The sequence below is a fragment of the Intrasporangium sp. Soil_C_50 genome (assembly GCF_057656595.1).
Window position 1 is genome coordinate 97,240 of the sequence record NZ_JBDGKB010000008.1, and the last position, 13,651, is coordinate 110,890.

Below are 13,651 nucleotides of genomic sequence, written 5' to 3' on the forward strand. Positions count from 1 at the left end.
ACATCCTGCCGTCTCGTCGGCGCCGTGACCCGCTTCACACCCCGAACGAGGGCCCGACGCGCTGTAGTACTACACGAGGTCGTAGCATCTACTACGTCATGTAGTTCGCCAGTCCACCGCGTCGGGAGCCTTCATGGATGCCACAGACCTGGCCCGATGGCAGTTCGCCATCACCACCGTCTACCACTTCCTCTTCGTGCCGGTCACCATCGGCATGTCCCTCATCGTCGCCGTCTTCCACACGCTGTGGGTCCGCACCCGCAACGAGCAGTGGCTGCGGCTCGCCAAGTTCTTCGGCAAGCTCTTCCTCATCAACTTCGCGCTCGGGCTCGTCACGGGCATCGTGCAGGAGTTCCAGTTCGGGATGAACTGGAGCGACTACTCCCGCTTCGTCGGCGACATCTTCGGCGCCCCGCTGGCCATCGAGGCCCTGCTCGCGTTCTTCCTCGAGTCGACCTTCCTCGGCCTGTGGATCTTCGGCTGGGGGCGCATCCCCGAGAAGCTGCACGCCGCGACGATGTGGCTCGTGCACATCGGCACCGTGCTGTCGGCGTACTTCATCCTCGCCGCCAACTCCTTCATGCAGCACCCGGTCGGCTACCGGTTCAACCCGGTGACCGGCCGCGCCGAGCTGACCGACTTCTTCGCCGTGCTGACCAACAAGGTCCAGCTCGTGACGTTCCCGCACGTCGTCCTCGCCGCCTACATGACCGGTGCCGGTGTCGTCATGGGCGTCGCCCTGTGGCTCATGCGCCGCGAGGCCCGCCGCGCCGCCGAGACGCCAGGTGCCAGCACGCCCGACGCGTCGGGCACCGTTGCGGCCGTGGGCAGCTCGGACGCGCCGATGTACCGACGCGCCGCGCGGATGGCCGCCGTGTTCTGCCTCGTCGCCTCGGTCGGTGTCGCGGTCAGCGGCGACGTGCAGGGCAAGATCATGACCGAGGTGCAGCCGATGAAGATGGCCGCCGCCGAGGCCCTCTACGACTCGGTCCCGGCCGGCGAGGGTGCGCCCTTCTCGGTGCTGTCGGTCGGCTCGCTCGACGGGTCGCACGCCAACGCCATCATCGAGATCCCCGGCCTGCTCAGCTTCCTGGCCACCGGGTCGTTCGACGGCGCGGTCAAGGGCATCAACGACCTCAAGGCCCAGTACGCCCAGACCTACGGTGCGAGCGGCGACCCGCTCGTCGCCTCGGCCACCGGCTACGCGCCGAACATCCCGACGACGTACTGGACCTTCCGGCTCATGATCGGGCTCGGCATGGCCACGGCCCTCATCGCCCTCGTCGTGCTCTGGATGACCCGCAAGGGCCGCGCCCCCACGCAGCGCTGGCTCGTCTGGCTCGCCGTGGCCGCCCCGCTGCTGCCGGTCTTCGCCAACAGCTTCGGCTGGATCTTCACCGAGGTCGGCCGCCAGCCCTGGCTCGTCTTCGGCCTCATGACCACTGCGCAGGGCGTGTCCCCGAGCGTCTCGGTCGGCGAGGTCGTCACCTCGATGGTCGTCTTCACGCTCCTCTACGGGGCCCTCGCCGTCGTCGAGATCAAGCTCTTCCTCCACTACGTCCGCAAGGGGGCCGACCCCTTCGAGAAGCCCCAGGACCCGAGCGAGCGGGACGAGGACGCACCCCTCGTCTTCGCCTACTGAAAGGCGCGTGACCATGGACCTCGCAACCTTCTGGTTCGTCCTCCTCGGCGTCCTCTGGACGGGCTACCTCGTGCTCGAGGGCTTCGACTTCGGCGTCGGCATGCTCCTGCCCGTCCTCGGCGGCAAGCGGTACGCCACCGACGAGGCCGACGCGCAGAAGCGTCGCCGCGTGCTGCTCAACACCATCGGCCCCGTGTGGGACGGCAACGAGGTGTGGGTGCTCACCGCCGGCGGCGCGACCTTCGCGGCCTTCCCGCACTGGTACGCCACGCTGTTCAGCGGCTTCTACCTACCGCTGCTTGTCATCCTCGTCGCGCTCATCGTGCGCAACCTCGGCTTCGAGTACCGGCACAAGCGCGAGGACGCCCGGTGGAAGGCGCGCTGGGACCAGGCGATCTTCTGGGGCTCGCTCGTGCCCGCACTCCTGTGGGGCGTCGCCCTGACCAACATCGTGCGCGGCGTGCCGATCGACGCGAACATGGAGTTCACCGGCAACGTCTTCACCCTCCTCAACCCGATGAGCCTGCTCGGCGGCCTCGTCTTCGTGGCCCTCTTCGTCACGCACGGCGCGATCTTCGTCGCCCTCAAGACCGACGGTCAGATCCGCCTCGAGGCCCGCGTCATCGCCCAGCGCGTCGGCGCCGTGGCCGCGGTGCTCGCCGTCGTGCTGCTGCTGTGGCTCGGACTCACCGACGGCAAGCTCGCCTCGTGGGTCACGACCGTCGTGGCCGCGGTGGCCCTGCTCGGGGCGCTGGCGGCCAACCGCGCCGGCCGTGAGGGCTGGGCGTTCATCGGGACGGCGACGACGATCGCGATGTCCGTCGCGACGTACTTCCTCGTGCTCTTCCCGAACGTCATGCCCTCGACGACGAACCCGGCGTACAACCTGACGATCGACAACGCGTCGAGCACCGAGTACACGCTCAAGGTCATGACGATCGTCGCGCTCGTATTCACCCCGATCGTCCTGCTCTACCAGGGCTGGACCTACTGGGTGTTCCGGAAGCGCCTGACCGTCAAGCACATTCCCGACGAGGCCCAGCTCGTCAGCACCGGAAGCTGAAGGGATCGACGTGAAGCCCTTCGACCCGCGGCTGCTCCGGGCGGTCCCCGCCGCCCGGAGGCCGGTGCTCGCCCTCGGCGCCATGGGTGTCGCGAGCGGCGCGGCGACCATCGCCACGGCCTTCGCCCTGTCGGCCGTCGTGGTGGCCGTGGTCGCCGGGTCATCGCTCGTCGGACCGCTCACCTGGCTCGGCGCGCTCTTCGTCGTGCGCGCCGGGCTGGCTGCCGGAAACGAGTGGGTGTCCGCCTGGGCCGGGGTCGCCGTGTCGTCGGCTCTGCGGTCGGCCCTGCTGCGCCACTGGGGACGGGTCGACGCCGACGCGGCGCCGGAGCCGGGGCGAGCGGTGGCGCTCGCGACGGCGGGCACGAGTGCCGTGGAGCCGTACGCGTCCCGGTTCCTCCCGACGCTGGTCACGGCCGCGTTCGTGCCCGCCGTGGCGCTCGTGACCCTCGCGGTCGTCGACTGGCCGAGCGCACTCGTCGTCGTGCTGACGCTGCCGCTGCTGCCCCTCTTCGCCGCGCTCATCGGGCACGCCACCGCCGACTCGACGCAGCGCCGGTGGGCAGCCCTCGACTCCCTCGCCGGGCACTTCCTCGACGTCGTCCGCGGCCTGCCGACGCTCGTCTCCTACGGCCGGGCACGTCGCCAGGTCGAGACGGTGCGTGAGGTCAGCGACCGGCACCGCCGCGCGACGATGGAGACCCTGCGCATCGCGTTCCTCTCGTCCGCGGCGCTCGAGCTGCTCGCGACGCTCTCGGTGGCCATCGTTGCCGTGACCGTGGGCCTGCGGCTGTCGCACGGCTCGATGGACCTCGGCCCGGCGCTCGTGGCGATCCTCCTCGCGCCTGAGGCGTACTGGCCGGTCCGGCGCGTCGGTGCCGAGTACCACTCCGCCGCCGACGGGGCGGTTGCGCTCGACGCCATCCTCGGCGAGCTCTTCGCTCCCACAAGCAACCTCGCGAGCGCGGCCGACGCCGACCGACGCGTCGACGAGGTCCGCACGTCCGGGATGACCTATGCCTACGAGGTCGACCGCGCGCCGGTCATCGAAGGTCTGGACCTCGTCGCCGGGCCGGGGCTCACCGTCGTCACCGGCGTCTCCGGCGTCGGCAAGTCGACGCTGCTCGACCTGCTCGCCGGGCTGCGCACGCCGACGAGCGGCGTGGTGTCGGCCCCGGCGTCGCACTACGTGACCCAGCGGCCGTTCCTGCCCAGCGGATCGGTCCGATCCGCCCTGACCATCGGGCACCCGGCCACCGACGACCAGCTGTGGGCGGCCCTGCGCGCCGTCGGCGTCGACGGCGCCGTGGCCGCCCTCCCCGGCGGCCTGTCGGGGAACCTCGGTGACGACGGTTTCGGCCTGTCGGCCGGCCAGCGCCAGCGGCTCGCCCTCGCCCGCGCCTGGCTCGCCCCCGAGACCGTCCTGCTCCTCGACGAGCCCACCGCCCACGTCGACGCAGAGGGCGCCGAGTCACTCGCCGACGTCGTCGCCGAGCTGGCCGAGCGACGCGTCGTCGTCGCGGTCACGCACCGTGACGAGCTCGTGCGGCGGGCCGACCAGCACGTCGTGCTGATGCGTCCGGCCGGCTCTGCGCGCGCGGGCGACCACGCCGACGCGGCCACTCCCGCCCCCTCCACCACCGATCTCGCGAGGCAGGCCCAGCAGTGAGCACCACGACCACCTACCCGCAGCCCGGGACGGGCGCCGACACCCTGACCCCGACACGGCGGCACGGCGTCGCCTGGCCCTCCGCCGGCACCGTTCGTGGCGGCCTGCTCGGTGGCCTCGCCACCGCGTCCGGCATGGCCCTCACGGCGACGTCCGGTTGGCTCATCGTCCGGGCCGCCGAGCGCCCCGTCATCCTCACCCTGCTCACGGCGATCGTCCTCGTGCGCACCTTCGGCATCGCCCGGCCGGTCTTCCGGTACGCCGAGCGGCTCGTCAGCCACGACGCCGCACTGCGGCTGCTCGCCGAGCGACGCACCGAGGCGTACGCCGCCCTCGTGCCACTGACGCCGGCGCGCCTCGGCCGGCGCCGACGCGCCGACGTGCTCACCGGCGTCGTCGACGACCTCACCGACGCCGTCGACGCCCAGGTGCGTGTCACCGTGCCCGTCATCTCGACGGCCCTCGCGGGCGGCATCGTCATCGCCGTCGTCGCGGCCATCGCGATGCCCGTCGGGCTCGTGCTGCTCGCGCTCTCGCTCGTCGTCGCCGTCATCTGCGCGGTCGCCCTCGCGCTCGAGTCCCGCTCCCTGCCGAACCTGCTCACGGCTCGCGCCGAGGTGTCACGGGTCAGCGAGCTCGTCGCCACGCAGGCGCGTGAGCTGCGTGCCGTCGGCGGCTGGCCCACCGCGCTGGGCTGGCTCGACGACGCGCACCGCAGCCTCGAGCGCACGACGCGTCGGATCAGCGTCGGGCGGTCCACTGCGGCGGCGCTGTTCCTCGTCGCCGTCGGGGCGGCCGTCGCAGTGACGGCCGTCATCGCCCAGGGTCTCGACGTCGCGACCCCGGTCAAGGCGCTCCTCGTGCTGACGCCGGTCGCGGTGTCGGAGGCGATCACGCCTCTCGTCGACGCGATGCGTGCCCTCGCCCGGGCCCGTGGCAGCGAGGCCCGCATCGACGCGCTGCTCGACCACGACCCGGCCGTCGCCGACCGGGCACCGGCGGAGGGCACCGAGGCCACCGAGGCGACCGAGGCCACCGAGGCCACCGAGGCCGGCACCCACGCCGAGTCGCCGCACGGTGCCGCCGTCACGACCACGGCTCTCACCGCGTCGTGGACCGGGATCCGCACCGACCTCGCCCCCGTCGACCTCGACCTGCGCCCCGGCAGCCGCGTCGTCGTCACGGGCCCGAACGGCACGGGAAAGTCGACGCTGCTCGCCGTCCTCGCCCGGCACCTCGACCCCAGCGGCGGTCGCTACCTGCTCGACGGCCGCGACGCCCTCGACCAGCCCCTCGAGGACACCCGGGCCCGCATCGCCGTCGTCGACGACGAGCCACACGTCTTCGCCACGACGCTGCGCGCCAACCTCACCCTCGCGCGCCCCGACGCGTCCGACGCCGACCTCGAGGCCGCCCTCCGCGCCGCCGGCCTCGGCGACCTCCTTACCGACCTGCCCGACGGGCTCGACACCCCGCTCGGCGCGTCCGGCCGTGGCCTGTCCGGCGGCGAGCGGGCCCGACTCGGCATCGCCCGGGCGCACGTGAGCCGGCGCCCGCTCGTCCTGCTCGATGAGCCCGTCGCCCACCTCGACCCGCCGACCGCCCGCGCCGTCCTCGCCGACCTGACGCACGCGTCCGACGGCGCCCAGACGCTCGTCATGGTGACCCACCGTGACGAGGGGACCGACCTGTTCGACCGGGTCGTCACCCTGCACCACCCGGCATCGGGCACGATGCCACCCAGCACCACGACCGGCGACGACGGCCGCGGGCACGGATCCGGCGCGCGACGCCGGTAGATTGGACGCACCATGCCGAACACCCCCCGCAACCGCCTCGGCGAGCTCGAGCGCGCCGTGATGGAGCACCTGTGGAGCACCGCGGAGGCGCATCCGGACGGCCTGACCGTCCGCGAGGTGCACGACGAGATCGGCGTCCAGCGCGGCCTCGCCTACACGACGCTCATGACCGTCCTCGACCGGATGGCCAAGAAGGACCTCGTCAGCCGCGAGCGCGACGGCCGGGCCTGGCGGTACACCCCCGCCTCGACGCGGGAGGAGCTGACCTCCGAGTCGCTGCACCACACGCTCGGCGAGCTCGCCGGGGAGACCCGCCGCAGCGCGCTGCTGCACTTCCTTCACGAGTCGACGCCCGAGGAGCTCGACGAGCTCAAGGCCGCCCTCGCCGACCTCGAGGCCCGCCGCGGTCCCGGGCCGCGCCCCCGAAGCGCCTGACCGATGGTCGTCGTCGGCGCGCTCGTCGTGCTCGCGGCGGTGCTCGCGTGGCCGGTGCCTCGGCTGCTGGCCCGGGTCACGGTGCTGCGCCGGGCTCCCCGTGCCGCGCTCGTGCTCTGGCAGGCCACGGCCGTCGCCGCCGTCCTCGCCGCACTGCTCGCGGCCCCGGCGGCGCTGCCCGCGCTGCTCGGTGACCGGGCCCGGCTCGCCGACACGTGGCCCGTCGTCGCGGTCGCCGGGGCCACGAGCGCCGTCGTCGCCGGGCGCCTCCTGCTGGCCGGTGACCGCGTCGGGCGCCAGCTGCGTGCAGCCAGGCGCCGCCACCGCGACCTCGTCGACCTGCTCGGCGCCCCGGGCGAGGGCCGCGACCGCGACATGCGCGTCCTCGAGCACGCGACGCCGACCGCCTACTGCGTGCCCGGCGTCCGGCGTCGCGTCGTGCTGACGCAGGGCACCCTCGCGCGCCTGGCCCCCGACGAGCTCGACGCCGTCCTCGCCCACGAGCGTGCGCACCTCGCCGCCCGCCACGACCTCGTCATGGAGTTCTTCACCGTGGTCCACGAGGCAGTGCCGCGGTTCCTGCGCTCCGACGCCGCCCTCCACGAGGTGCACCTGCTCATCGAGGTGCTCGCCGACCGGGCCGCCGTGCGGCGCACCGACCCCGTCACCACCGGGCGCGCCATAGTCGCCATGGCCGATGGGCCGAAACCCTTGGGCGCCATGGCGATCCGCGAGAGCACCCACGTGGCCAAGGCACGCATCGAGCTGCTCGACGCCGATCGGATCGTCGGGCTGCCGGCAGGAGTCGTCGGCGTCGGCATGTACGCGGCCGGGGTCCTGCTCGTCACCGCGCCGCTGGCGCTCTACGGGCTCGCCGTCGCCGGGTTCGCGCTCGTCTGACCCGGGCCGCCCCACCGGCCCGTGCCCCGCCGCCGAGGCGGCCGATAGGGTGACGCCATGCGCGTACTCGTCAGCGGCGGAGCCGGCTACATCGGCTCGCACACCGTGGTCCAGCTCATCGCCGCAGGGCACGAGGTCGTCATCGTCGACAACTTCGCCAACAGCAAGCCGGCGGTCGTCAACCGGCTCGAGGCCCTGACCGACACCCACCTGCCGGTCCACGCCTTCGACCTCACCGACGTCGACAAGACCGAGCACCTCTTCGCCCACGAGCACATCGACGCCGTCATCCACTTCGCCGGGCTCAAGGCCGTCGGCGAGAGCGTCGAGATGCCGCTCGAGTACTACGAGAACAACCTCGGCTCGACGTTCTCGCTGGTGCGCGCCATGCGGCGCCACGGCGTCGACAAGCTCGTCTTCTCCTCCTCGGCCACCGTCTACGGCCTCGACCAGGAGGCCGCCACCGAGGACCGCACCACCTCGGCCACCAACCCGTACGGCTGGACCAAGGTCATGCAGGAGCAGATCCTGCGCGACATCGCCGCGGCCCACCCGGGCATGCGTTTCGGGCTGCTGCGCTACTTCAACCCCGTCGGTGCCCACGCCAGCGGCACCATCGGCGAGGACCCGCAGGGCATCCCGAACAACCTCGTGCCCTACATCGCCCAGGTCGCGGTCGGCCGCCGCGAGTACCTGCAGGTCTACGGCGACGACTACCCGACGCCCGACGGCACCGGCCAGCGCGACTACATCCACGTCGAGGACCTCGCCGCCGGCCACCTGGCCGCCCTGACGAAGCTCGGCACGATGGACGAGCCGGTCGGCATCTGGAACCTCGGCACCGGGCAGGGCACGTCGGTGCTCGACATGCTCCACGCCTTCGAGCGTGCCGTCGGCCGCGAGCTGCCGCACCGGGTCGTGGCCCGTCGTGCCGGCGACGTCGCGGTCTCGTTCGCCGACCCGAGCAAGGCGAACGCCGAGCTCGGCTGGCGCGCGACGCGCACCGTCGACGACATGTGTGTCGACACGTGGCGCTGGCAGCAGGCCAACCCCACCGGCTATCCCGACGCCGACGGCTGACCCACCCCCTCTTCACCGACACAGCGGCCCGCCAGCCCGCCTCACCGATCGAAAGAGCACTCCGTCCGCCGTGGAGCCGCTCCTCGGCAACGGACGGAGTGCTCTCTCGATCGACGCGTGACGGAGAGAACACTCCGCCCCCCGCGCCGCGGGTGTCGGTTGCCTCACCTCCGTGGCATCGGCCTGCGCGGGGCCTGCGCTCCTGCCTACCGTGAAGGCGTGGGTGGGCGTCACCGACGCGGTGGCCGCGCCGCCGTCCGCGTGGACCGGCTGAGCGCGAACGACCTCACGACGCTCGTCACCGACCGCGGCCCGGCCCCGATGCACATCGCCGCGGTGCTCGTCGTGGACCCTCCGACCGACGCCTCCTGCCCCGAGGCCGCCGACGTCGCCCGGCTGCTCGGGCAGCGGGCGGTGGCGGTGCCCCGTCTGCGGCAGCGGCTGCACCAGGCGCCGACAGGCCTCGGACGTCCGTACTGGGTCGACGACGCCGGCTTCGACGTGGGGCGGCACCTGCACGTGCACGCGGTGGAGGGCCTCGAGGGCCTGCTCGGGCTGGCGGCCGAGGTCGTCTGCCGTCCGTTGCCCCGGGACCGCCCGCTCTGGGCGGCGCACTGGGTGACCGGGGTCGGGTCGGGGCGCTGCGCGCTCGTGGTCGTCGTCCATCACGTCGTCGCCGACGGCATCGGCGGCCTCGCGCTGCTCCAGTCGCTCGCCGACCCACCCACGTCGGATGCCGTCCCACCGGACGTCGCGGCGAGCGCGCAGCCTGTCGGGCCGAGGCCTCGGGACCCGACGCGCCGCGACCTCGCCCTCGACGCCTGGGCGGGGCGGGTCGCCTCGGTCCGCGAGCTGCCGCGCCGGGTCGTCCTCGCCGTGTCGGGTCTGCGCGCCCTCGGCGTCGGGCGTCCGCGACTCGTCGCGCGCACCTCGCTCAACCGACCGACGGGGCCGACGCGTCGGATCGCGGTCGTGGACCGCCCGCTCGAGGAGGTGGTCGGGGCCGCCCACGGGCTCGGCTGCACGGTCAACGACCTCGTCGTCACGGCGGTCGGCGGCGCATTGACGGACGTGCTCGACCGGCGCGGCGAACGCGTCGGCGAGCTAGTCGTGTCGGTGCCCTACTCCGCACGCCGGGCGACGACGGCGCGCGACCTCGGGAACACGAGCGGCGTCGTGCCGTTCCGGGTGCCGGGCTCGGGGGCCGAGCCGCGTGACCGCCTCCGGCGCGTCCACGCCCAGTCGGCCGCCCAGCGTGACCGGCCCCGCGCCGCCTCGGCCGCGCCCCTCGGCGTGGCGTTCCGATGGCTCGCGCGGCTCGGCGCCTTCGCGTGGTTCATCGACCGCCAGCGCCTCGTCACGACGTTCGTGACCAACGTGCCCGGGCCGGTCGAGCGGCTCCGCCTCGGCGGCTGCGAGGTGTCACGGGTCGTGCCGGTGGCCGTGACTCCCGGCAACACGACGGTGACCTTCGACGTGCTGTCCTACGCGGGCCGGCTGTGCGTCGCCGTCGTCGCCGACCCCGCCGCGGTGCCCGACCGCGAGCTCCTCACCACCCGCCTCGAGGCCCGGCTCGACGAGCTCACCTGCTGACCGACGCGGGGCCTTCCCCCGACGCGCCTCTGCAACGCACCGGTGCGAGAAAGACCCTGGAGTGCGCGCTACCTCCAGAGGGGCGCGACGCAACGCGTACCGTCCGGGCCAAGCCGCACTCCTGACGCGAACCCGCACCGCTCCCGACGACCGAACCACCCGCGTACGCCCCGACGCCCCCTCTGTCGAGTGAGCAGCTCGTCTCACCCGCCCCACGAGACGCGCGGGGTCAGGGGCGAGTCAGGGGCGAGGGTCGAGGGCGTCGTACTCGCGGAACGAGCGGACCCGGGCCACCGAGAGCACGACGAGCACGACGACGAGGACGCCGCCGACGACGGGCGGCACCCACGTGGCCGTCAGCGTCGCGAGCGTGCCCGCGAACATCTGGCCGAGCCGCGGGCCGCCCGTGACGACGACGGTGAAGACGCCCTGGGTGCGCCCGCGGAGGTGGTCGGGAACGGCCGACTGGAGGATCGACTGCCGGAAGATCGCGCTGACGTTGTCGGCGCCGCCCGCCACGGCGAGGCACAGCATCGCCAGGCCGAGCGCGAGGCGGTTGACGTCGGCGAAGTCGCGGGAGGCGACGGCGTGGCCCCCGAGCGTCGTCACCGCGAGCACCAGTCCGAGCCCGAGCACGGCGAGCCCGTAGACGACGATGGCGTTGCGGATGGCCAGTCCCTGCCACCGCAGGCCGGTGACGCGCCCGGACCCCAGGCTCGACACGATGCCGCCGACGGCGAACGACGCGAGCAGCAGTCCCGCGGTGACCGCGCCGCCCCCGATGACGACGGCACCGACGGCCGGGAAGAGCACCATCGGCTGGCCGAACGTCATGGCGATGATGTCGACGAGGAAGCTCATGCGCACGTTGGGCGCCCGTCGCAGGTGGGTGAGCCCCTCGACGACGGACCGGAGCCCGCCGACGACGGGCCGCTCGCCCTCGGGTCGGATCCGCGGCAGGGTCCACAGGCCGAAGAAGCCGGCGAGGAAGAGCAGGACGTCGACGGTGTAGGTCCACGCGTACCCGGCTCGCGCGACGAGGACACCCGCGACGCCGGGCCCGACCGTGACCATGACCCCGGCCGAGATGCCCATGAGGGCGGCAGCCTTGGGCAGCAGCTCCTTCGGCAGCAGCCGCGGGACTATGGCCTGGCGGGTGGCCGAGGCGATCGTCGCGGCCACGGCGTTGACCGTCGTGATGACGTAGAAGACCCAGACGTGCTCGAGGTGCAGCCAGGCGACGGTGGCGAGGGTGACCGTCGAGAGCCAGGCCACCGTCGAGGCCGTGATCGCCACGGTGCGCCGGTCGAAACGGTCGGCGATCGCGCCACCGTAGAGGCCCGCCGCGATCATCGGTAGGAGGGAGAACCACGCGACGAGCGAGACCATGAAGGTCGAGCGCGTCAGGTCGTAGATGTGCAGGCCGACGGCGGTGTTCGTGACGAACGTGCCGATGCCGGCGAGCGCGTTGCCGGCCCAGAGGCGCGCGAAGGCCGGGCTGACGCGCAGCGGCGTCAGGTCGACGAAGTGCGAGCGACGCTGCGGCGCAGATGCCCCCGCCTCCGGTGCGCGCGTCCCCTGCTCGTCGGTGTCGTTCTCCCCCGGTCCGGCCCTCACCCGCCCGACGCTACGCCACCGATGCGTCGCGCCCCGCGACCGGGAGGCAGGCGTCGACGTCGCGCAGCCGCGAGCCGTCGCGGGTCCACACCCACGTGCCGTCCGCCTCCTGCCGGGCGACCTGGGTGCGCACGGTGCCGTCGGGCCACGTCGAGGTCGTCATCGCGAGCGCGCCGGACACGACCGCGCGCGTCGAGGCGGCACCGAGCGCGGTGTCGACGAGGGCCCCGGCGTCGAGCGCCGCCGCGTAGGCGGCCCGGACGGCGTCGCGCCCCGCGGCCTCACGGCCGTGAGGCAGGCTGACGACCGCGTCGGGCGCGTGCAGGGCCGCCACGACGTCGAGGTCGGCGCAGGCGACGGCGGCGGCGAGGAGGGCCTCGAGGTCCTCCGGCGCGTGGGCTGCGGGGCGGGTCGTCGTCATGGGACCACCGTGGCACCGACCACCGACAGCCCGTCTCACCGCGAACTTCGCGAATGTGCGCACTTCGGGCACCGGTCGAGGATCTGCGGTGTTCAATGGGCACCATGCCTGATCGCCCCCTCCACGTCACCTTCGTGTGCAGTGGCAACATCTGCAGGTCGCCGATGGGGCACGTCATCCTGCAGTCGCTCGTCACCGACGCCGGCCTCGAGCGCGACATCCGGGTCAGCTCGAGCGGCACCGGCGACTGGCACGTGGGTGAGCACGCCGACCCGCGCACCGTGTCGGTGCTCGCCCAGCACGGCTACGACGGCTCGCGCCACCGCGCCCGGGAGTTCGACCCGGAGGAGTTCGACGACATCGACCTCGTGCTCGCCTCCGACGAGGGGCACGTGCGAACGCTCCAGCGACTGGCCCGCACGCCGTCCAACCGCCGCAAGATCCGGCTCGTCCGCGAGTTCGACCCGGCCGCCGTCGAGGCGGGCACCCTCGAGACGAGCGACCCCTGGTACGGGGGCGAGGATCACTTCGCCAGGTGCTTCAGCGAGGTCGAGGCCGCTTGTCATGGCATCCTCGACCACGTCAGGGATGCGTTGGACGTCCAGCGCACCACACCCCTCCCCTGACCTGCGCGACACCTGAGCGAGACCTGAGCCCCACCGTGCCCGATTACCCCTACGGGTCCCCCTGCTGGCTGGACCTGCTGACGACCGACGTGCCCCGTGCCAAGCAGTTCTACGCCCACCTGTTCGGCTGGACGTGGCTGAGCGGCGACGCCGCCACCGGCGGCTACACCATGGCTCTCCTCGGCGGCCATCCCGTCGCCGGGCTGAGCCGCAAACCCGCGAACGCCCCCGTGGCGAGCCAGTGGACGACCTACCTGCGCGTCGGCGACATCGACGCCGCGGCGACGGCCGTGCGGGCGCACGGCGGACGCGTGCTCGGCCGGCCCGTGTCCATCGGCGCCCTGGCCCGAACGCTCGTCGCCGTCGACCCCGGCGGCGCGTACTTCGGCGTCTGGGAGCCCGGCGACCTGTCCGGGTCCGGCGTCCTCGACGAGCCGGGCTCGCTGACGTGGAACGAGCTGCTGACCCGCGACTACGACCGCGTCCAGCACTTCCAGCTCGGCGTCTTCGGCCACGCCTTCACCGACGAGACCGAGCCCGGTGGCCCGCGTTGGGCCACGGCCCACACGGGCGACGGCAACCCGGCCTACGGCCTGTCCGAGATCGACGACGAGTGGCCGGCCGAGATCCCGCCCCACTGGGTGGCCTCGTTCGCGACCCACAACGTCGTGTCCTCGATGGCGCGCGCGCTCGACCTGGGTGCGACGCTGCTGCAGGGGCCGTTCGACGGTCCGTACGGCGTCGGGGCGGTGCTCGCAGGCCCCGAGGGCGAGGTCTTCTCGCTCCTCGTGCCCGACCTCGACTGA

General features: G+C 73.3%; 12 protein-coding genes. 10 read left to right on the forward strand and 2 right to left on the reverse strand.

From position 1 onward, the window contains the following. The first annotated feature begins 133 nt into the window (after positions 1-133). From AC3A5R_RS16370 to AC3A5R_RS16405, 8 genes are all read left to right on the forward strand, one after another. Positions 134-1,642: a cytochrome ubiquinol oxidase subunit I gene (locus AC3A5R_RS16370; RefSeq protein WP_487621822.1), complete on the forward strand. Its 1,509-nt coding sequence runs from the start codon at positions 134-136 to the stop codon at positions 1,640-1,642. A 13-nt stretch (positions 1,643-1,655) separates the two neighbouring features. After that, positions 1,656-2,705: a cytochrome d ubiquinol oxidase subunit II gene (gene cydB / locus AC3A5R_RS16375; protein ID WP_487621823.1), complete on the forward strand. Its 1,050-nt coding sequence runs from the start codon at positions 1,656-1,658 to the stop codon at positions 2,703-2,705. Positions 2,706-2,715: 10 nt separating this feature from the next. Then, positions 2,716-4,374, forward strand: coding sequence for a thiol reductant ABC exporter subunit CydD (gene cydD / locus AC3A5R_RS16380; RefSeq protein ID WP_487621824.1), 1,659 nt, complete (start codon positions 2,716-2,718; stop codon positions 4,372-4,374). Further along, positions 4,371-6,173: a thiol reductant ABC exporter subunit CydC gene (cydC, locus tag AC3A5R_RS16385; RefSeq protein WP_487621825.1), complete on the forward strand. Its 1,803-nt coding sequence runs from the start codon at positions 4,371-4,373 to the stop codon at positions 6,171-6,173. Before cydD ends, cydC begins: the two co-directional genes overlap by 4 nt. A gap of 12 nt (positions 6,174-6,185) precedes the next feature. Next, complete coding sequence (locus AC3A5R_RS16390) at positions 6,186-6,608, forward strand: BlaI/MecI/CopY family transcriptional regulator (RefSeq protein ID WP_487621826.1); 423 nt, start codon at positions 6,186-6,188, stop codon at positions 6,606-6,608. Between the two features lie 3 nt (positions 6,609-6,611). Then, positions 6,612-7,508, forward strand: a complete 897-nt coding sequence (locus AC3A5R_RS16395; protein ID WP_487621827.1) for a M56 family metallopeptidase — start codon at positions 6,612-6,614, stop codon at positions 7,506-7,508. A gap of 57 nt (positions 7,509-7,565) precedes the next feature. Continuing rightward, on the forward strand, positions 7,566-8,588 hold the full coding sequence (galE, locus tag AC3A5R_RS16400; protein ID WP_487621828.1) for a UDP-glucose 4-epimerase GalE: 1,023 nt from the start codon (positions 7,566-7,568) through the stop codon (positions 8,586-8,588). Between the two features lie 219 nt (positions 8,589-8,807). Further along, positions 8,808-10,181 (forward strand): wax ester/triacylglycerol synthase domain-containing protein, encoded by a 1,374-nt coding sequence (locus tag AC3A5R_RS16405; protein WP_487621829.1) that lies wholly within the window; start codon positions 8,808-8,810, stop codon positions 10,179-10,181. 240 nt (positions 10,182-10,421) lie between these two features. On the opposite strand, the gene AC3A5R_RS16410 is transcribed toward AC3A5R_RS16405, so the two are convergent. After that, positions 10,422-11,798: an MFS transporter gene (locus AC3A5R_RS16410; RefSeq protein ID WP_487621830.1), complete on the reverse strand. Its 1,377-nt coding sequence runs from the start codon at positions 11,796-11,798 to the stop codon at positions 10,422-10,424. 10 nt (positions 11,799-11,808) lie between these two features. Further along, a complete protein-coding gene (locus tag AC3A5R_RS16415) occupies positions 11,809-12,219 on the reverse strand; it encodes a DUF4440 domain-containing protein (protein ID WP_487621831.1) in 411 nt (136 codons plus the stop codon). Positions 12,220-12,323: 104 nt separating this feature from the next. Here AC3A5R_RS16415 and AC3A5R_RS16420 point away from each other — a divergent pair, with 104 nt between their 5' ends. After that, positions 12,324-12,845 (forward strand): low molecular weight protein-tyrosine-phosphatase, encoded by a 522-nt coding sequence (locus AC3A5R_RS16420; protein ID WP_487621832.1) that lies wholly within the window; start codon positions 12,324-12,326, stop codon positions 12,843-12,845. A gap of 35 nt (positions 12,846-12,880) precedes the next feature. Beyond that, positions 12,881-13,651, forward strand: a complete 771-nt coding sequence (locus AC3A5R_RS16425) for a VOC family protein (protein WP_487621833.1) — start codon at positions 12,881-12,883, stop codon at positions 13,649-13,651.